Origin of the sequence: Micromonospora olivasterospora (assembly GCF_007830265.1) — a bacterium.
GTDB lineage: Bacteria > Actinomycetota > Actinomycetes > Mycobacteriales > Micromonosporaceae > Micromonospora > Micromonospora olivasterospora.
The window spans coordinates 6,910,878-6,931,714 of sequence record NZ_VLKE01000001.1 but is presented as its reverse complement, the minus strand read 5'-3'; the positions used below and the strand labels follow the sequence as shown (position 1 = coordinate 6,931,714).

Below are 20,837 nucleotides of genomic sequence, written 5' to 3'. Positions count from 1 at the left end.
CCCTGCTATGGATGCTTGCCCGCCGCCGGGGCGCACGACGGGCCGAGACCCGCTCGAAGGCATTGCCGCTACGGCGGACGATCCCGGTCCGCTCACCGACGCTCAGCGGAAGCCAGCACACCACAGGCGTCGACTGCCTCGTGCGCACGCTGCCGATCGGCAGGCCCATCGCGCTTACCATGGCCTGCCGTTCGGCCCGCACCTGTTCCTTGCGGGCCAGCACAGCAGGGCGGTGTACTCGGCGATGTCGTCCGTTCCCGGCACGGCCCGTTGGACCAACGGCCGGGAATCGGGCGCTAAAGCGTTGGGGTGGCGGGCTGCACGGCCGGATTGACGGGCCGGATCAGCCGTCCCGGAAACGCTCGTTTGCGGGACGATCCACTACCGGGCGCGGCCGCCGATGTTCCCGCAGGCCGCCGAGTCCCGAAACCCGTCCCGGAACCGGCGTGTCGTCGCCGTGGTTGCGGGACGTTTCCGAGACGATGCTCGCCATGACGACCGTCCCCACCGTCGGGCCGGCCGGCGCCGGGCAACCGCACAACCGGATCCGGGTCGGGTACGCGCGGGTGTCGACCCGCGGGCAGGACCACCAGACGCAGCTCGATGCCCTGGCCGGCGCCCACTGCCGCGAGGTGGTGGTCGAGACGGCGAGCACCCGCGGCGAGCGGCCGAAGCTGCGCGCCACCCTGGACCGGCTCCAACCCGGTGACACCCTGGTCATCTACAAGCCGGACCGGGTGGCCCGCAGCATGAAGGAGCTGCTGGTGTTCGTCGAGGACGAGCTGCACGCCCGCGGCATCGTGTTGGAAATCCTGACGGGGGTGTGCGCCGGCGTGCACCGGCCCGACGGCGCGACCATCGCCGACCGGCTGCTGTTCGCCGTCGCCGCGCTGGCGGCCGAGCTGGAACGCGAGCTGATCCGCGAGCGCACCCTTGACGGGCTGCGGTCGGCGGCCGCGGCCGGGCGTCGCGGTGGTCGACCGGTCGCGGTCACCGCCGACCAGCTCGATATCGCCCGGGCCCGGCTGGCCCGGGGCGAGTCGGTGACCGCGATCGCGGCGCACCTCGGGGTGGGGCGTTCGACGCTGTACCGGGCGCTGGGCATCGCCAGCAACGTTGCGCCGGCCGTACCCGGTCAGCCCACCGCGGAGGCCGCGGAGTCCTCGGGCAGCCGCAGCGGCCGGTAGCCGTCGGCGTCGAGCTGGGCGAGCTCGCCGTCGATGTCGACCGAGTGGGTGCCGTAGAAGTGCACGTTCTCGCGGCTTGCCGCGTCATCCCGGCCGCTTCACCGATCGCCGGGTAGTTGGCGCCGCACCGCGCGGCCTCGGAGGCGGCGGTGTTCGCCAGCTCCTCCGCCGCTGCGCGGATGGCCACCAAGGCAGTGAGCTGCCGCAGGTGGATCCGCTCCTGAGGCGTACCGGCGCTGTCGTGCACGGTCTGTCCCGTGATACGCGACGCCGGATCGCAAACAAGGGCCTGTACCAACTGGCGATCGATATCGTGTGCGCCTTCCCGCGGCGTGGTGCTCACCCGCTCTCGCGACATAGCTGACCTACTCGTCTGGACAAGATGACTTGTCATACCGTCCACTCTGGTGGTGACAATATGGCTTGTCGAGTGACGAACGTTGTTGCGTGCTCTATAGCGCGTCGTATCGCATGTCGCATGGTGCACACGGCCGAAGACGCAACCTGCGCGATGAGAGAAGGCAGACCGATGACGTTCGGGCAGATGGTGGGAGCCGATCCCGACCTCGCGGCGGCGATGGAGCTGTCGCGTCGACTACGGCCGTCCCTCGGCCGCGTGCTGGCGGTGCTCAACGGGAAGGGTGGTCAGGGCAAGACGTCGGTCACCGCCAACCTCGGAGGTCTGCTGGCGCTGGCGGCGGAGCAGGCGAACTCGCCACGGCGGGTGCTCCTGGTCGACTGCGACCCGCAGGGCAACCTCGGCCTGGACCTCGGTTACCTCAAGCCGGAGGACGTCCCCGTCGACGGGCGGCTACCGGAGGGCGTGCAGGTGGGCGACGACGGCAAGGGCCTGATGACGGCCTTGCAGGCAGGGACGGCACCTCGGCGGTGTCGGCGCTGACCGCGCCGGCGACCAGCCCGCGCGTGCCTGATGACACGGAATCAGCCAGCCCCGCCCCCCGCCCCCGCCACCCGGGCTGAGGCGGCCCCCGCGGCCCCCGCGGCCACCGAGGAACCGCCGGCGTCCGGCGCCGGCCGCACCGAGGCTGCTCCCGCCGCTCCTGCGCCGGCAGCGTCTGCGCCCTCGCCGGAGGAGGCGTCAACGGGCCGTGCCCGCGCCATCGGGATGCCGGACCTGTCGGTGGACCTGGACGATCCCGCCGCCTTGGCGGTCAGCCCGACGGTCCTCAGCGTCCCGGCGCCGCTGATGGCCCGGTTCGAGCGAGCACGGCGCAACTCGACCAGCAACACGGAGCTTGTTCTCGACGCGCTCCGCGCGCACCTGGCCGATCTACCCCGGCTGGTCGCCGAAGCTCGCCGGCCGGCTGCCGCAGACGCCGGTGAGCCGTTCCCATGGCGTACCTCAGCGCAGCGTGGCAAGACGGCAAAGGTACGCAGAGTGCAGTTGCCGATCCGGCCTCTGGCCGGTGAGCTGCAGGTGATGGACACCCTGGTCGGATGGGTCCAGCAGCAGATCGGCGCGGGTCCTCGGTCGCTGGGTGGCCGCATTACCCGCTCCGAGGTGGTGGTGGCAGCTCTGGATGCTCAGCTGCCTGCGGACCGACCGCGCGGCCGTCGGCCAAGAGACTGATCTAGGGCCAAGGCCGGGTAGTTAGGCGGCGGGCGTGGCTGTCAAGCCGATGGGCCCGGGGGCGGTAAAAGCAACGGAACTCCGGTAGAACTGGCGGTCGACCAAGATCCACCGTTTCTGCCCGGGAGTTCCGTTGCCGGATCATTCTGCCCTGTCCCGCACTGTGGCCGCCATCACCCGCACTGTCCGGGTCGCGGCGGGAGTGTTCGCCCCGGGCCATCTCGGGGAACTCACCTCGATCGTGCCCTTTGAACTCGTCGATGCGGTGCTGGCCGAGACCGGTACGGTGCAGGCAAGACTACGGAACCTGCCGTCCCGGGTCGGGGTGTACTTCGTGCTGGCGATGTGCCTGTTCCCGGAGGTCGGCTACCGGCGGGTCTGGGCCAAGATGATCGCCGGGCTGGTGGGGCTGGTCGTGGTCGTCCCATCGGGTAAAGGGCTACGTGACCTGCGCCGCCGCGTCGGTCCCGCTCCGGTGAAGGCCCTCTTCGAGGTCCTCGCCGGGCCTCTCGCGCAGCCACACACTCCCGGGGTGCGGTTCGGCCGCTATCGCACGGTGTCCTTCGACGGTTGTACCTCCCAACGCACCGCCGACACCGCCCGCAACCGTGCCTGGCTCGGCAAACGCACCGGAAACGGCTACCCGGCGGTGGAGTTGATGACGCTGGTCGAGACCGGCACCCGCGGCATGCTCGGTGCGGTGTTCGGACCGACCGCCGAGGGCGAGACCAGCTACGCCAGCAAACTGCTGCATCTGCTGGATGCCGGCATGCTCGTGCTGTGGGACAAGGGCTTCGACTCCAACATGTTCCTGACCGCGGTCGCCGGCACCGGCGCCCAATTCCTGGGCCGGCTGCGCGGCAACCGCCGCCTGCCGGTCCTGGCCCGCCTCGACGACGGCTCATACCTGAGCGTCCTCAACCACGTCCCCGTCCGGGTCATCGACGCCACCGTCACCGTCACCTGCGCCGACGCCACCACCTACACCGGCGTCTACCGCCTCGTCACCTCCCTGCGCGACCCCCGCCGGCACCCGGCACACCGCCTGGTCGAGCTCTATCACCAGCGCTGGGAACACGAATCGGCGTACTACGCCCTGCGCCACACCATCCTGCACGGACGAATCCTGCGCTCCGGCGACCCGACCGGCATCCAGCAGGAACTGTGGGCACTGCTGACCGTCTACCAGGCGCTGCGCACCGCGATGGTCCACGCCACCGAAACCCGGCCCGGGACCGACCCCGACCGGGCCAGCTTCACCATCGCCCTGCACACCGCCCGGGAACAACTCACCAACGCCGCCGACGTCCTGCCCGAGAACACCGACCTCACCGGCGCTATCGGCCGCGCCGTCCTCGCTGAACTCCTCCCACCACGCCGAGCACGCACCAGCACCCGCCGCGTCAAATCACCACTGTCCCGCTACGCCAAACACCCACCCGGCAGACCCACCACCAACCAGAAGATCACCAACCTCGCCATCACCATCCACGACGACACCACCGAACCACTCCCACCACCCACACCATCCCCACCCCGCAAACCCCGCAAACCCCGCTTGACAGCAGCCGCAACGCCCTAACTACCCGGCCTTGGATCTAGGGCGTGTCTCGTGGATCTTCGGGGCAGGTTTTGGTAGATAGATTGGCGTGTCTCGACGGCATGAGTTGACCGATGACGAGTGGGCGCTTCTGGCGCCGTTGCTGCCAGCGGATCCGCCGCGTGGGGGCCGATGGCGTGACCATCGGACGACGGTCTCGGGGATCTTGTACCGGGAACGTACCGGGATTCCGTGGCGTGACCTGCCGGAGCGGTTCGGTCCGTGGAAGACGGTCTACCAGCGCAAACGCAGGTGGGCGATGGACGGCACCTGGTCGCGGATCTGCGCGGCGTTGCGGATCGACTGCGACGCGGAGGAAGGCGACGAGTGGACGGTCGGGGTGGACACCTCCTCGATCCGGGCGCACCAGCACGCGGCGGGTGCGCGGCCCGCCCCGGCGGCGGATCACCCGAAAAGGGGGAGGCCGCCAGGGATGAAAGGGCGGAAGGGAAGCCCTCGGCCGGTCCCGTGGCGGGTTGACCACCAAGCTGCGCCTGGCCGCTGACCGGCGTTGCCGTCCGATCGCGCGGCACACCACGTGCGGGCAGCGGGCCGACTGTACCGGCTTCACGCAGGTCATGGCCGCTATCCGGATCCCGCGCCGGGTCGGCCGGCCGCGTACCCGCCCCGGGCATGTCCTGGCTGACAAGGCGTACAGCTCGAAGGCTATCCGTGCTCACCTACGCCGCCGCGGCATCAAGGCCACGATCCCGATCAAGGCCGATCAGGCGGCCAACCGTCGCAAGAAGGGATCCCGCGGCGGCCGGCCACCGACCTTCGACCGGGAGCGCTACAAGCAGCGCAACACCGCCGAGCGGGCGTTCAACAAGCTCAAGCAGTTCCGGGCGGTCGCGACCAGGTACGACAAGCGCGACTACATGTACCGGGCCACCGTCGACATCGCCACGATGAAGATCTGGCTACGTGACCTCACCCAAGATCGACGAGACACAGCCTAGCGTCCAAACGGTCCGCCCCGTCCAGGTCGGCGGGTCACCGCCGCCCGCCCTGGGCCTGGTCGAGCTGGGCTTGGAGTCGGGCGGCGTCGGTGCGGGCGTCCTGGGCCGCCTGCTCAGCCTGCCGCCGGTCGGTGTGGAGTTGCTCGACCTGGCGGCGTACCTCGGCCAGGGCGGCCCGCTCGGCGCGCAGTTCGGCGTTGGCGTCGCGGCGGGCTGTCTCGGACTCGGCCGGGGCGGTGCGGGCGGTGTCCCGTTCGGCGGCGGCCGCCGCGGCGGCGCCGAGGGTCCTGCTCGTGACGGAGCTGAGCGCCGCCTACGACTTGACCGCCGCGCGGATCGGCAGCACGTGCAAGTTTCAGATGTGGGGCAGGCGCCGGAACGGCTCGAGAGCGAGCTGCTGCTCTCGGGCCGATGCAGTGCGTGGGTCAGCCGACGGTGCGGGGCTTGTCGAGGTCGAGGAGATTCCAGTTGAGTGGGTCGGGCTGTTCGGCGCTGGAGTCAGCGGTGCGTTACTGGTCTGGTCCGGTGACGACGCAGTACACACTCGCCTGGTGGTACTCGGTACCTGATGAATCGATCTCGCCGTCGACGTCGACGTCGACGTCGTCGGGTAGCCCCAGCGCATTGCTGCGCCGGGGCCCCAACGCCTCGAAGTACCGCTGCGGGTTGGTCGATCAGGTGGTGGGTCTGATCTGGCATGGGCCTGCTCGACGGCTCGGGTCGGGGTGAGGCCCCGCCGGGGCCCGGCGCGGGGTCAGGGTGTGTGGTGGCGCACGTGTGGGCGGGGATGGCTGGTGTCGCCGGTGTCGACTACCGTCACTTTACGGTGAGGGGTGCGTGGCTATCGGCGATCAACACTGCCGGTGGTGGTGGGCGTCGGCCGGGTGGGGTGAGGTGTTGGGGGTTTTGGCCGCCGGGTGGGCGACGGTGCCGAGGTTATCGCCGGCGAGGTGGTCGGGGCTGGGGTGGGCGGTCCGCGTGGCTGGCTGATCCGTACTGGGTGCGTTTGGTTCGGGGGCGGGGAAGGAGCGTTGCGCGTTGGTCGCCGCCGCTTTTTCGACTGTTGAGCTCAGTGAGAGCTCGATGCGGGCTTTGGAAGCGTTCACCGGGGTGCGGGTGTCCCGGGCGAGGTTGCCGTTGTTGTGGGATGACATCGGCACGCTGGAAACGCTGGAGCATCGGGTGCGTACGGTGCTGGGTCCGTTGCTGGAGCAGACGATCAGGGCGGTCCGGCAGGCGGGGGAGGGTGAGGCCTTCGACCGGTTCGTGGCGCAGACCGCTCCGTTCGTGGGGAGATGGCCGAGACGGCCGACCTGATGCTCGCCGTGGTCGATGCGGAGAAGAAGTTCTTCCTGGAGACGGAGACCGGCAAGCGTACGACGGTGGCCATGTTCTCCTTCATGCAGGCCGAGTTCGCCGCCGCCGCCGCGATGTGGTGGTGGAATCCGGTGGGGGCGGCGGCACACCTCGCCCAGGCGCGGACGATCATCCAGGTGGTCCTGCGTTCGGCGTTGGTCCGCTCGGCGGCGAGCAGCACGGCGATGCAGATGCTGACGATGCCGGGTTCTGCCTTGTTGGCGCAGGTGTCGATGATGACCGATGGTTTGCAGTCGGGGGTGAACTGGTCGGCGGTCGGTAAGCAGGCGGCGTACGCGGGGGCGGTGGCGTTCCTGAGCACGGTGGGCGGGCCGGCGTTGGGCAAGGCCGCTGGCGCTGTCGCCGGCGCGGTCGGCAAACTCGGCCTGTCGGACAGCACCAGGATGCTGTTGACCGATCTGTTGACGCGGCCGGTGTTGGAGGCCGGCACGGAGGGAATTCTCGGTTGGTTTGCCACCGCGATGGTCGACCGGAAGCTCGAGTTCGACCCCGATAATTTTGCTGCGGACACAATTTCCGGGGCGATTTCGGGGGGAGGGGGATCGGCCGCGAGCGGGCTCGGGCTCGTCTTGAATCGCGCCGTGAACCTGCCCCGGGTGCGGGTGCCTCGCCCCGACTTCACGTGGGATGGTAGGCCGGTCATGCCGGTGGGGCCGACACCGGTGGGTGGGGACATGTCCACGGGGTACGAGGCTGGGGTCGACGACCCGAAGGCTGCGGTGACCGGCGGGCAGGCCCCGCCGTCCACCTCGCCGCCGCTGCCGGCTTCGAACCTGCCTACGCCGAGTCTGGACCTGCCCACGCCGCACCTGGACCCGTCGGTGCCGTCGTGGTCGGTGCCGAGCCTGTCGGTGCCGGTTGCGCCGGTGCCGGAGTGGGTTGTGGCAGCGGGTGGGCCGGTGGTGGAGCGGTGGTATCGGTTCCAGCAGGATCTGGTGGATCGTTACGGTGGGTTGCTGGCCGGGGTGGCTCGGGCGGGCAAGAGCATGGCCGCGCTCGCCGTACCCATCGAGCGGGTTTTCGCCGAGTGGGTCGACGCCCGGCGGGGTGATCGGGTTGTTGCGGGTTTCCTGTCCGCGGTCGGTCTGCCCGCTGCCGCGCTGACCGAGGGGTATCTGACGGGTGTCCGGGAGCGGGCGGTGGCCCGGATGGCCGAGGCGTTGGCGTCCGCGGGTGGGCAGTTCCCGGCCGAGGTGTGGTCGGAGCAGGTGGTCGCCGGGCTGCCGGCGGAGTTCGACCTGGAGGCGTTGCGCGCGATCGCGCACCTGGCCGTCCAACACCACATCGACCAGTACCTCGCCGCCGGCCTACCGACGGCCGCTGGCACGTCGTGGGCCGTTGGCACGCCGACAGGTGCCGGCGTGCCGGCAGGTGCCGGGGCGGCGGTGCCGTCCGCCGCCGCGATCGAGGCGGTCAAGAGCGCCGTGCGGGACCGGGTGGACCGAAGCCTCAATGCGATCCTCGGTGCCCCCGCCGTCCTGCCGGCCGTGCTGCCCGCTGTGGTGGCCGGTCCCGACGCCGCGCAGGTGAGCGCCGTGGCGAACGTGGTCCGGCAGGCGGTCACCGACCTGCCCGCCCGTTTCTCGGCCGCGGCCATCCCCGGCGCCACCGCACCGGCCGCCAACTGGGCTACCGTCGGCGTTACAGAAAGCGGGCGCGCCGGCGCGCCGACCGTGCCGATAACGCCCGAGCAGCACACCGCAGCAGCGACCAGCCAGGCAGTAGAGCAGTTTACCGGCCTGGCCCACCAGTACGGCGTCAAGCCGGCCCGCCACGACCCCCTCGCCGAATCCTTCCAACGGGACTGGGTCAACGGATACCACCAGGTCCTCGCCCAGGCCGCCGGCAGCGCCACCCCCGGCACGCCCGGCACGGCTGGGACGCCGGAGGCGGCCAGCGCCCGTAGCACGGTGCCGGCTGGCGCTGCCTCCCGCGCCGATGACACGCCGATGCACCACAACGCCACCGCCACCGCCACCGCCAACGCCAGCGGCCGTGACAGTGACAGTGACATGTCTGTCGCCAGCGACGACGTGTTCAGCAACCTCGACACCAGCGACACAATGTCGATCAGTGACGTGTCCTCGCCGGACGAGTCGCTTGGTGGGGTGCCGGGTAAGCACGGTCTCAGCGACGCGGCTTCGTCGCGGGATGAACCGGTCAGTGGCGACCCCGGCAGACACGGCGAGCCGGCTGTCGCGGCAACCGGGCAGGCCGTTGCGGCAACCGGGCAGGCCGTTGCGGCAACCGGGCAGGCCGTTGCGGCAACCGGGCAGGCCGTCGGGATGTTCGAGTCCGGGCAGCGGGTCGCTAACTGGGCCGCTGCGGAGCAGGTGCGTCCCGGCAGCGGTGACCTGTGGTGGTGCGTGGCGGCCACTCTCGATGTGTTCCACACCGTGTACAAGCGGTTGGGCAACCGGGTGGTGTTCGACGACCGGATCATCGGACCGGACGGCCGGCTCGCGCCCACCATGGGCTGGCCGCAACTGATGGAGATCCTCGACACGGTACCCGAGCGTGTCGCCCACCCGGACAAAAGGGTGAACTCCCCGACCGGGTATCCCTGACCCCCGACGAACAGGGGAGGCTGGGGCCGGGGATGGCCGCATGGGTGAAAGCCTGGGCACAGGGACTGCAGGGTAAGCCCGCCCCCGACGGCCACCGCTACAGCCAGAAGGAGGTAGCCACACTATCCGGCAAACTGATCATCCAAGAATCGGTCGGGACATATTGGCGGGAGGCGGCGCCGCCGCTGCCCCCACCACCAGATCACGTGGTCACTTGGCGGCCCAGCAAGGACGGGCCCGCCACCCTTCGCGAATACCTGAAGGCGCTGGGAGAAAAGGGTGAACTCCCCGACCGGGTATCCCTGCCCAAAAAGAAAAAGTTGGGGCGGGGGATGGCCGCATGGGTGAAAGCCTGGGCACAGGGACTACAGGGTAAGACCGCCCCCGACGGCCACCGCTACACCGAGGATGAGGTAGCCACACTATCCGGCAAACTGATCAGCCAAGAATCGGTCGGGAGATATTGAAGTGATCTCAACAAGATTCGGGTAGGTACTTGTACTCGAAATGAGTCAGATGCAGCGCGGCGGCGACGACGTCGCCGATCCGGCGTGGGCTGGCGGTGGTATGGCGTAGCGTTTTCCAGCGTCCGATCAGGATGGCGAAGCCGCATTCGCCTTGCCAGCGCAGCCCGCGCAGCAGCCGGTTGTAGGCGCGGTTGTCGGGTGCGAGCCGGCTGCCGTCAGTAGGCTGCTTGACTGGGGTCTTGATGCCGTGGCCTGCGCTTTCGTAGCCGGAGTCGGCCAGTGCGGGTAGGTCCAGTTCGGCGGCGGACCAGTTCAGCGCGGCGGTCACCCCGAGTTCGCGGGCGCAGCTGGTGTCGTGCAGGTGCCCGGGCATCGCCGCCGATGTCCAGATCGGCAGTCCGTCCGGGCGGATGATCGCTTGGATGTTCGCGCCGAAGTCGCGGTGCTTTCCGGAGTACCAGGCGTCGATGATCTCGCCCTTGACCGACAGGGTGGTCTCGGTGAGCCGGTCGCAGTCGAACAGCTTGCCGTCGAGGATCACGTGGGACCAGCCGTCGTCGGCGACTCGGCGCAGCGCGGTGTGCAGATCCTGCGCCTGCGCGGCGAGCACGGCGATGCCCTCGTCGCGGTAGCGGTACGCGGTCGCCCGGGAGATGCCGAACCCGGCGCCGAGCAGGGTCACGTCCTCGGCCTTGCGGAACCAGACCAGCACCAGCAGTGCCTGGTAGAAGCAGGTCAACGCGCGGGTGCCGCGCCGTGTCCCCTTGGCTCGGCGTTCCGCGGCAAGCAGCCGGCTGAGGTACCGCACGAGTTCCCTCGGGACGTCGACCATGGCACGATATGCGATCACGTGGGGTCCTCACCGTGTGGGTGATCTTGTGGTGAGAACTACCTACCGAGGACCTCACGTCCACTTCCAGCACTGTCCGGCCTGAGTGCCTTCATCCGTGTCGCACCAATCAACACATTCGCGTCGCTGAGATCAGCTCATTGGCGGGAGGCGGCGCCGCCGCTCCCTCCACCGCCACCCGGAACGGGTCAAGGTCTTGAGTTGCCATTTGATTTACACCTTCTGCTTTAGTTTTAGTTCTTGAGTTTCACGGGCCTTAGGGGTCTCCTAACGCTCATGTCACCCGGGATCATTTACTGTAGTTGATCTTTAGGGTGCGGGGTTGAGTGTCTGGCCGGGCATGCGGCATTCGCCCCGGATGTCTCTGTCGGCAGAGGACCATTTGACGACAGGTACGGAACGGAGCCAATGGATCACTCCCGACCACGGGAATCCGACCCCCCGATCCAATGCAGGCCGATCCGAGTCGACCACAGCGTTTGATGACAGTTGGATCAGACGGACATCATCCGGCCCGCCGGTAGTTTCCGGACCGAAAACAACGCCAACGCTGGTCAAGGACGTGATGGATATCCAAGTTCCCTGGCGTTCGTACGGGGCCGCGATCAGGGCTGGCGTTGTTTTCGGTCCGGTCCGGAAACTACGGCGAGGCCCTTTCGGCAAACGCAGCCGGGGCGACCCTGGCCGATTGCCAGAAGCATGTACTGGATCTGGTCTCGGAGCTGTCCACGCGGACAGGCCCGCCGGGGCGGTCAGCCGCCCGGACCGGCAGGCCGCGCGATCTGAGGTGCCGAGTCCTGCACGCCCGGTCCCGGCGGGAACTACTGAGTCCCGGGGGACTGGCTGGGCTGGTCGCCGCTGAGCTGCGACCACGATGTCGGGCCGGGCGGGGCCTGCGGCCGGGGCGGATCCATCGGTTGCGGCTCGGGGTCGGGTTCCGTGCCCACGGCCGCAAACGGATAGAGCAGATCGGCCGGGTCCACATCGAGCGAACCGGCTGGGTCCACCTCGTAGGTGGCCCAGTCGCCGAGGTTCCCGCCGTCGCTGGCCTGATTGTCGATGCCCGGCTGGTCGAAGTCGGTGGAGATCGCAGCACCGTGCCCGTCGGTCACGCCCATGCCGGGTACCGGCCACCCCGGTTCCGCCCACCCCGCCGGCCAGGACGACGCGGTGGGGGCGTCCGGGTCGTCCAACGGCCCGGGCAGCCCAGGCATGCCCGTGCCCGCCGGCGGGGCAGGTGCCGGCCCGGGCATCGGCACCGTAGCCCCGTGGTCCAGCCAGGACAGGTCCTCACCCTGCGGGCGGTCCGGTCCGAGGGCAGGGCCCGGCGGTGGTGCTTGCCGGGGCTGAACCGGAGCGCTCACCCCGTACCGCGCCGCCACACGACTGTGTGCTTCCTGGACCCGCTGCAGCAGACCACTGTCGCGCAATACCCCGATCCGGTGATGCACCGTCTGCTGCGGTGTGGATGTCGCCTCGGCGAGGTCTGACAGGCTGGCGGTGATGATCCGGTTGTCGTCCATCCGGTCGATCAGGGCGTTCCACAACTGCCGCAGCGGTTCCCGCTGCCGTGTTGTGGTGGCGATGTGGCCGGCGTGCTGGTCGAACAGCGCCCGGGCCTCGCCCGGGTCGCGTACCCACTGGCTGCCCTCGGGAGGGGCCGGCAGCGGTGCTTGCCGGGGCGGACCCGGATCGCTCACCCCGTACCGCGCCGCCCCGCGACCGTGTGCTTCCTGGACCAGCTGCAGCAGACCACTGTCGCGCAATACCCCGATCCGGCGATGCACCGTCGGCCGCGGTGTGGATGTCGCCTCGGCGAGGTCTGACACGCTGGCGGTGATGATCCCGTTGTCGTCCATCCGGTCGATCAGGGCGTTCCACAACTGCCGCAGCCGGTCCCGCTGCGGTGTTGTGGTGGCGATGTGGCCGGCGTGCTGGTCGAACAGCGCCCGGGCCTCGCCCGGGTCGCGCACCCGCCGGCTGTCCGCAGCGGGTTGGGGTTGGGGTTGGTCGGGGTGCGGCGAGGCGGGCGTGGTGGGTGGCTGGTCGGCCGGGTGATGGGGGGTGCCGCCGGCGTGGACAGCGCCGGCGTCGGTGCGGGCCACCGCCGGCCAGGACGCGAGGGATGGCTGCCAGTCCATGTCCGGCCCCTGGTAGGTGGCCCAGTCGCCGAGGTTCCCGCCGTCGCCGGCCCAGTCGCCGAGGTTCCCGCCGTCGCTGGCCTGATCGTCGATGCCCGGCTGGTCGAAGTCGGTGGAGATCGCCGCACCGTGCCCGTCGGTCACGCCCATGCCGGGTACCGGCCACCCCGGTTCCGCCCACCCCGCCGTCCGGGCCGACGCGGGCGGCCCCGCCGTCCAGGCCGACGCGGTGGGGGCGTCCGGGTCGTCCAGCGGCCCGGGCAGCCAGGGCAGCCCGGGCAGCCCCGTGTCCGCCGGCGGGGCAGGTGCCGGCCCGGGCATCGGCGACTGAGGTGCCGGTTCCTGCATGCCCGGTCCGGGCGGGAACGACTGTGTCCCTGGGAACTGGCTGGGCTGGTCGCCGCTGGGCGGCGACCACGGTGTCGGGCCGGGCGGGGCTTGCGCCCAGGACGGATCCATCGGTTGCGGCCCGGGGTAGAGTCCCGTGCCCACGGCCGTGGGCGGGCCGACCCACGCCGCCGGATGGAGCGGATCAAACAGATCGAGGGCTGGGTCCTCCTGCCAGGTGGCCCAGTCGCCGAGGTTCCCGCTGCCGTCGCCGGCCTGATCGCGCGGCTGGCCGGGGTCGGTGGAGATCGCAGCACCGTGGGTGGTCACATCAATGCCGGAAACCGGCCCCGCCGGTCCCGCCGGTCCCTCCTCCATCGGCCAGGCCGACGCGGGCGGCCCCGCCGGCCAGGCCGACGCCGTGAGGGCGTCCGGGGCGTCCAGCGGCCCGGGCGGCCCTGAGAGCCCGGGCAGGCCCGTGCCCGCTGGCGGGGCAGGTACCGGCCCGGGCATCGGTGACGTATCCCCGTGGTTCAGCCGGGACAGATCCTCACTACCCTGTGGGCGGTCCGGTTCGGGGGCGGGGCCCGGCACCGGTGCTTGCCGGGGCTGACCTGGATCGGTCACCGCGTACCGCGCCGCCACGCCACGGTGTGCTTCCTGGACCAGCTGCAGCAGACCACGGTCGCGTAATGCCACGATCCGTTTATGCACCGTCGGCCGCGGTGTGGATGTCGCTGCGGCGAGGGCTGACTCGCTGGCGGTGATGGTCCCGTCGTCGTCCATATGGTTGATCAGGGCGTTCCACAACTTCGGCAGCTGTTCCCGCTGCTGTGTTGTGGTGGCGATGTGGTCGGCGTGCTGGTTGAACAGCGTCCGGGCATCATTCCGGTTGCGTACCCACTGGCTGCCCGCGGGAAGGCCCGGCAACGGTGCTTGCCGGGGCCGACCCGGATCGCTCACCCCGTACCGCGCCGCCATACCACGGCGTCCTTCCTGGACCAGCTGCAGCAGACCACTGTCGCGCAATACCCTGATCCGGTCATGCACCGTCTGCTTCGGTGTGGATGTCGCTGCGGCGAGGGCTGACTCGGTGACGGTGATGATCCCGTCGGCGCCCATATGGTTGATCAGGGCGTTCCACAACTGCGGCAGCTGTTCCCGCTGCTGTGTTGTGGTGGCGATGTGGTCGGCGTGCTGGTCGAACAGCGTCTGGGCATCATTCCGGTTGCGTACCCACTGGCTGCCCGCGGGAAGGTCCGGCATCGGTGCTTGCCGGGGCTGACCCGGATCGCTCACCGCGTACCGCGCCGCCACGCGACTGTGTGCTTCCTGGACCAGCTGCAGCAGACCACTGTCGCGCAATACCACGATCCGTTTATGCACCGTCGTCTGCGGTGTGGATGTCGCTGCGGCGAGGGCTGACTCGGTGACGGTGATGGTCCCGTCGTCGTCCATATGGTTGATCAGGGCGTTCCACAACTGCGGCAGCTGTTCCCGCTGCTGTGTTGTGGTGGCGATGTGGTCGGCGTGCTGGTCGAACAGCGTCTGGGCATCATTCCGGTTGCGCACCCACTGACTGCCCGCAGTGGGTTGGGGTTGGTCGGGGTGCAGTGGGGCGGTGGTGGGTGGCTCGTCGGCCGGGTGATGGGGGGTGTCGCCGGCGTGGACAGTGCCGGCGTCGGTGCGGGTCACCGCCGGGGAGGGCGCGAGGGATGGTTGCCAGTCCATGTCCGGCCCCTGCCAGGTGGCCCAGTCGCCGAGATCCCCGCCGTCGCCGGCCTGATCGCGCGGCTGGCCGGGGTCGGTGGACATCCCAGCACCGTGGGCGGTCACATCAATGCCGGAAACCGGCCACCCCGGTTCCGTCCACCCCACCGTCCAGGCCGACGCGGCCGGCCCCGCCGTCCAGGCCGACGCGCTGGGGGCGTCCGGGGCGTCCAGCGGCCAGGGCAGCCAGGGCAGCCAGGGCAGCCCGGGCAGCCCCGTGCCTGCCGGCGGGGCAGGTGCCAGCCCGGACATCGGCAGCGCATCCCAGTCGTCCAGCCAGGACAGGTCCTCACCCTGCGGGCGGTCCGGTCCGAGGGCGGGGCCCGGCACCGGCAATTCCGCCTTTGGATCCCGCGACGGGCCCCCCATCCACTGGGCGGCGGACGCCGGGCCAGGACCGGACGGGTCGCCGTCTTGCGCTGGATCGGGTGACTGCCCGTGTGAGGTGTTGCCGGCCCACCGGTGCCGGCCGCCAGCGGCGGCGAAGTCTTGCTGGTCCGGCCAGCGGACGCCGGGTTCCTGACCGTTGTCGATGATGTCCGCGGTCCGTACCGCCTCCACGAGATCCGGTCCGAACAACTCCACCGAGGCGTCCGAGAACAACACCGACCGCACCGGCTCGTCCACGTGTGGCCGCAGCTCGCCGGGTATCTGGTCCACCTCGTGCGTGGACGACATCAGCCGCCGGGCGCGCAGCCGGGTGCGCAGCCATTCACCGAAGGAGGTGGCCTGTCCCGGTGCCTGCCATGCCGCGTCGCACCAGACCAGCATGATGTCGGGTGCGTCGCCGCCGCGCTGTCGCGCCTGCGCGACGGCGTGTTGCCAGGCGGGCGAGGCGGTGAGCATCCGGAGGAACAAGGCCTGACGCACGGGATCGTCGGCCAGCCGCTCGGCCAGGTTCCGGTGCCCGGCGATGGTGAACCATCCCCGCACCCACGGCAGCGCCTGCGCCGCCGTGCGATCCGCCGCCGCGTCCGGATCCGCCGCCGCCGGGTCTGCGAAGTACACCCCGCTGAACGTGTCCGCCATGACGATGTCCCTGGACACCTCGAACAGTCGGGGCAGGACCCCGTCCGGCGACGCCGTCTGGATACCGATGTCCGCGGCGAGGCGGCGCAACTGAGCGTCGCTGGCACGGCCGTAGCCGCCGCTGGCGAGCTCGTGGATTCGTTGCCCGGCCGACCCGGTAGCCGCGACGGCCGGCTCGCCGAAACCGGCAGAGTCGACACCGACCGGTTCGTCCAGCACCGACACGTCACCGATCGAACCCGTGTCCCTGAAACCGGTCGAATCCGTGTCCCTGGAGCCGAGATCGGGGCTGAACACCGCATCGCTTGCCACGGACACGTCACTGACCGGGGTCGTGTCGCTGTCGTAGATCGGCGTGGCGTCAACGCGGAAGGCAGCGCCGCCCGGCTCCGTACCGCGGGCGCTGGCCGTGTCCGGCATGCCGGGCGTGCTGCCGCCGGCCTGCGTGAGCACCTGATGGTATCCATCCACCCAGTCTCCTCGGAACAGTTCGGCGAGGGTGTCGTGACCGGCCGGGTCGACACCGTAGCGGTGGGCCAGGGCGGTGAACTGCTTTTCTGCCAGGCTGGCCGCGGCTGCGGTGTGCTGCTCGACAGTCACCGACACTGCCGGCGCGCCGGTACGCCAGCTTGCCGGGGCGTCCGCCGGGAACGGGATGGCGTGCGGTGCGGTGATATCGGCAATGGTCGCGGCCGAGAAACGGGCGGGCAGGTCGGTGACCACCTGCCGGACCACGTTCGCCACGGCACTGACCTGCGCGGCGTCGGGACCGGCCACCACAGCGGGCAGCACAGCGGGCAGCACGGCGGGCAGCACTGCGGGCAGCGCGGAGGTGCCGAGGATCGCATCGAGGCTTCGGTCCACCCAGTTCCGCGTTTCCCTCTCGACCACCTCGACCGCGGCGGCGGACGGCACCCCCGCCCCGGCACTTGCCGGCACGCCCGCGCCCGACGACGTGCCAGCGCCTCCCGGTGTGCCAGCGGCCGACGACACGCCGGTGCCTGTCGGCGTGCCGGGGCCTGTCGGCGTGCCCGCGACTGTGGGTAGGCCGGCGGCGAGGTACTGGTCGATGTGGTGTTGGACGGCCAGGTGCGCGATCGAGCGCAGCGCCTGCCGGTCGAACTCCGCCGGCAGCCCGGCGACCACCTGCTGCGCCCGCACCTCGGCCGGGAACTGCTCACCCGCGGACGCCAACGCCTCGGCCATCCGGGCCACCGCCCGCTGCCGGACACCCGTCAGATACCCCTCGGTCAGCGCGGCAGCGGGCAGACCGACCGCGGACAGGAAAGCCGCAACAACCCGATCACCCTGTCGGGCGTCGACCCACCCGGCGAAAACCCTCTCGACCGGTATGGCGAGCGCGGCCATGCTCTTGCCCGCCCGAGCCACCCCGGCCAGCAACCCACCGTAACGGTCCACCAGATCCTGCTGGAACTGTCGCCACCGCTCGACCACCGGCCCACCCGCTGCCGCGACCCACTGCGGCGCCGGCGCAGCCGGCACCGACAGGCTCGGCACCGACCACGACGGCACCGACGGGTCCAGGTGCGGCACGGGCAGGTCCAGCTTCGGCGTGAGCATGTTCGATGCCGGCAGCGGCGGCGGGGTGGGCGGCGGGGCCTGCGTGCCGGCAGCCACAGCCTTCGGATCGTCGACCCCGCTCTGGTAGCCCGTGGACGGGTCCACACCAACCGGTGTCGACGCCACCGGCAGGACCGGCCTACCGTCGGGCGTGAACGCGATATGCGGCACCCGCACCCGGGGCCCATTCATGGCGCGACTCACGACGAGCCCGAGCCCGCTCGCGGCCGACCCGCCCGCCCCCGACAGCGCCCCGGACAGAAGATCGGCACCGAGATTGCCGGTGTCGTAGTACCCGTCGACCATCAGGCTGGCACCGATACCGAAGATTCCCTCCGTGCCGGTCTCCAACACCGGCCGCGTCAGCAGATCGGTCAACAGCATCTTGGTCGTGTCCGACAGGCCGAGCTTGCTGACCGCGGCGGCGACAGCGCCAGCGACCTTGCCCAACGCCGGCCCGCCCACCGTGCTCAGGAACGCCACCGCCCCCGCGTACGCCGCCTGCTTACCGACCGCCGACCAGTTCACCCCCGACTGCAGACCGTCGGTCATCATCGACACCTGCGCCAACAACGCAGAACCCGGCATCGTCAGCATCTGCATCGCCGTGCTACTCGCCGCCGACCGCACCAACGCCGAACGCAGGACCACCTGAATGATCGTCCGCGCCTGGGCGAGGTGCGCCGCCGCCCCCACGGGATTCCAGAACCACATCGCGGCGGCGGCGGCGAACTCGGCCTGCATGAAGGAGAACATCGCCACCGTCGTACGCTTGCCGGTCTCCGTCTCCAGGAAGAACTTCTTCTCCGCCTCCACCACGGCGAGCATCAGATCGGCCGTCTCGGCCATCTTCCCCACGAACGGAGCGGTCTGCGCCACGAACCGGTCGAAGGCCTCACCCTCCCCCGCCTGCCGGACCGCCCTGACCGTCTGCTCCAGCAACGGACCCAGCACCGTACGCACCCGACCCGCCAGCATCTCCAGCGTGCCGATGTCATCCCACAACAACGGCAACTTCGCCCGGGACACCCGCACCCCGGTGAACCCTTCCAAAACCCGCAACGAACTCTCACTGAGCTCAACAGTCGAAAAAGCAGCGGCGACCAACGCGCAACGCTCCCTCCCCGCCCCCGAACCAAGGACACCCAGTACGGATCAGCCAGCCCCGCGGACCGCCCACCCCAGCCCCGACCACCTCGCCGGCGACAACCTCACCACCCCGTCGCCCACCCGCCGGCCAAAACCCCCACACCTCACCCCACGACCCGACCGACGCCCACCACCACCGACAGTGTTGATCGCCGAGAGCCACGCACCCCTCACCGCAAAGTGACGGTAGTCGACACCGGCGACACCAGCCATCCCCGCCCACACATCCACACCCCGCGCCGGGCCCCGGCGGGGGCACACCGGCCGCAAGCTGTCCGTGCGTCCCCGCGAGGTCCACCACGCGATACAACTGGCCCGCGCCGAGCAGCACACCAATGCCTGGCAGGCCAAATACGCCCGACGCGCCGGCGTCGAAGGGACCGTCAGCCAAGCCGCCAACGTCACTGGCATACGCCAAGCCCGCTACCGCGGCCTGGACAAGACCCACCTGCAAAACGTCTTCAGCGCCGTCGCGGTTAACCTGATACGACTGACCGCCTACCAGAACGGTCACCCCCTCGACCGAACCCGCACCAGCCACCTCGCCCGCCTCGCCCTGGCTGCATGAACCCGGCAATAAGCCAGCAGGATCCGGGTGGCATGCAAGCCCAGAGACTCAGCAGTCGGGCGAGGACGCCGTACTCCACGTCGACGACAGCCGCGGCGCCGTCGCCCTGGCTGCGCAGGTCGACGGCGACCGAGGCCGCGCGGACGTGCGCCTGCGCCGGAGCGGCGACGAGGAGCGCGCCGACAAGGGCGGCGAGGTACGCCAGTAGACGCACTGGCAGGCAGTTCCGCCGTGAGGGGAACGGCGATCGTTCCCCAGTCCTGCAGTGCTCGCTCCGCAGCCGGCAACTCGAGCCGGCCCAATTCACCGAACCTTCCGCTGCCGGTCACCACAGCCGAAAGCCGGGTGTCGGGGCGCCAGAAGCCGAACCAACACCCATCGACATAGCGCTATCTAGGCATCGAAGCGCCCCCAGCTCCAGCAGCGAAGCACCCCCACGGCGATCAAGCAACCAAGATCACCAACAGCATCCGGCTCCTGTGACGGAACCTACATCCCTGCTCGACCTCTGCGGTATCGCTTGCTGGCGTTCTATCCAATACCCTAGCTTCCTGATAGGAATCCCGGGTTATGGAGCAGTGTGTATCCCAAGGAGAGTGCTCATGTCCGGTCAGGCCCGGCCCGCGCAGAATCCGGCGATCGGCTGGATCGCCAGCTGGCGCGGGGCATCAGCCATGTCCAACGGTCGGGCTGCCGGCGTGGCACTGGCCAGAGCGGTCCACGACTCGCTCCGAGTCTTCGTCTCCGATCATGTCGCCGCTCTCGACAGCGCAGCGGCCGAAACGCTCGCCCGGCTCGGGGACTCGCATGAAACCTGCGCCGCCCCGTACGCACTGGCCAGGACACGGCTCACGCGGACCTGGCGCTGTTCCAGGATCACACCGGTGCCGCGTCCGATCGCCGCGAGCAGGAACACCGGAGCGGTGGCGATGCGAGCGCCGTACAGCGCCTCGCCGTCCACGGCCGCGCCGGGCAGCGGCCCTGGATCTGGTCGGCAGGATCGACGACAGCGCTGGGGCGGATCCGTTCGGTGTACCTGGCACACGTGGATGCGAACTTCGCCGCGCACTTCCCGTTGGCTCCCGATCGGTCGACGTCGCCGGCTAATGCCGCCCTGGACCGGCTCACCGACGGCCTGGGTGCCAGTTGTCCTTTGAGCACCACGTGGAGGTGGCGGCGGAGGGCGCGTCGACCCAGTTCGCCGCGCACGCCGAGACCCGCCTGATACCAAACGGCTCGCGGCCGGCTTACGGCGCGAGTGGGACGCCGGACTCCGCGACGGCTTCGGCCAGATGGTCGGGGCTGGGTGGCGGTCAGCGCGGCTGACTGATTCGCACTGGGTGCCCCTGATCCGGGCAGGAAGGGAGCGTTGCGCGATGGTCGCCGCCGTTCCGACCCTTGAGCTCAGTGAGAGTTCGCTGCGGGCTTTGGAAGCGTTCACCGGGGTCAGGGTGTCCCGGGCGGAGCTGCCGTTGTTGCGGGATGACATCGGCACGCTGGAATCGCTGGAGCATCGGGTGCGTACGGTGCTGGGTCCGTTGCTGGAGCAGACGATCAGGGCGGTCCGGGGGGCGGGGGAGGGTGAGGCCTTCGACCGGTTCGTGGCGCAGACCCTTCCGTTCGTGGGGAAGATGGCCGAGACGGCCGATCTGATGCTCGCCGTGGTCGATGCGG

The 20,837-nt window shown here is 70.2% G+C and carries 11 protein-coding genes and 1 pseudogene; 9 read left to right on the top strand and 3 right to left on the bottom strand.

Going from position 1 to position 20,837, the window contains the following annotated elements; genetic code table 11:
* Nucleotides 1–491: 491 nt before the first annotated feature.
* From JD77_RS31155 to JD77_RS31115, 8 genes and pseudogenes are all read left to right on the top strand, one after another.
* Nucleotides 492–1,187, top strand: coding sequence for a recombinase family protein (locus JD77_RS31155; protein WP_246141169.1), 696 nt, complete (start codon nt 492–494; stop codon nt 1,185–1,187).
* A gap of 529 nt (nt 1,188–1,716) precedes the next feature.
* On the top strand, nt 1,717–2,088 hold the full coding sequence (locus JD77_RS31150; protein WP_246141168.1) for a ParA family protein: 372 nt from the start codon (nt 1,717–1,719) through the stop codon (nt 2,086–2,088).
* 240 nt (nt 2,089–2,328) lie between these two features.
* Nucleotides 2,329–2,778: a hypothetical protein gene (locus tag JD77_RS31145; protein ID WP_246141166.1), complete on the top strand. Its 450-nt coding sequence runs from the start codon at nt 2,329–2,331 to the stop codon at nt 2,776–2,778.
* Between the two features lie 133 nt (nt 2,779–2,911).
* Complete coding sequence (locus JD77_RS31140; RefSeq protein WP_170286341.1) at nt 2,912–4,360, top strand: IS4 family transposase; 1,449 nt, start codon at nt 2,912–2,914, stop codon at nt 4,358–4,360.
* Nucleotides 4,361–4,421: 61 nt separating this feature from the next.
* A pseudogene (locus JD77_RS31135) lies at nt 4,422–5,337 on the top strand (IS5 family transposase).
* A 1,083-nt stretch (nt 5,338–6,420) separates the two neighbouring features.
* Nucleotides 6,421–6,654 carry a hypothetical protein gene (locus JD77_RS31125; protein ID WP_145777337.1) on the top strand — a complete coding sequence of 78 codons (234 nt, stop codon included), beginning with the start codon at nt 6,421–6,423 and terminating at the stop codon, nt 6,652–6,654.
* Nucleotides 6,633–9,281, top strand: coding sequence for a hypothetical protein (locus JD77_RS31120; RefSeq protein ID WP_145777336.1), 2,649 nt, complete (start codon nt 6,633–6,635; stop codon nt 9,279–9,281). The genes JD77_RS31125 and JD77_RS31120 overlap by 22 nt, the downstream gene beginning before the upstream one ends.
* 32 nt (nt 9,282–9,313) lie before the next feature.
* The gene (locus tag JD77_RS31115) at nt 9,314–9,748 is read left to right on the top strand and encodes a hypothetical protein (RefSeq protein ID WP_145777335.1); all 435 of its coding nucleotides are present in this window, start codon (nt 9,314–9,316) and stop codon (nt 9,746–9,748) included.
* Between the two features lie 7 nt (nt 9,749–9,755).
* Here the strand turns inward: JD77_RS31115 and JD77_RS31110 are convergent, their stop codons facing one another.
* Entirely contained in the window at nt 9,756–10,598 is an 843-nt protein-coding gene (locus JD77_RS31110) for a transposase family protein (protein ID WP_425463583.1), read from the bottom strand.
* 821 nt (nt 10,599–11,419) lie between these two features.
* Nucleotides 11,420–18,508, bottom strand: a complete 7,089-nt coding sequence (locus JD77_RS31105; protein ID WP_145777334.1) for a helix-turn-helix domain-containing protein — start codon at nt 18,506–18,508, stop codon at nt 11,420–11,422.
* 298 nt (nt 18,509–18,806) lie between these two features.
* Between JD77_RS31105 and JD77_RS31100 the strand changes: the two genes are divergently transcribed.
* Entirely contained in the window at nt 18,807–19,163 is a 357-nt protein-coding gene (locus JD77_RS31100) for a transposase (RefSeq protein ID WP_145777333.1), read from the top strand.
* Between the two features lie 748 nt (nt 19,164–19,911).
* Here the strand turns inward: JD77_RS31100 and JD77_RS31095 are convergent.
* A complete protein-coding gene (locus JD77_RS31095) occupies nt 19,912–20,124 on the bottom strand; it encodes a hypothetical protein (RefSeq protein ID WP_145777332.1) in 213 nt (70 codons plus the stop codon).
* Between the last annotated feature and the right edge of the window lie 713 nt (nt 20,125–20,837).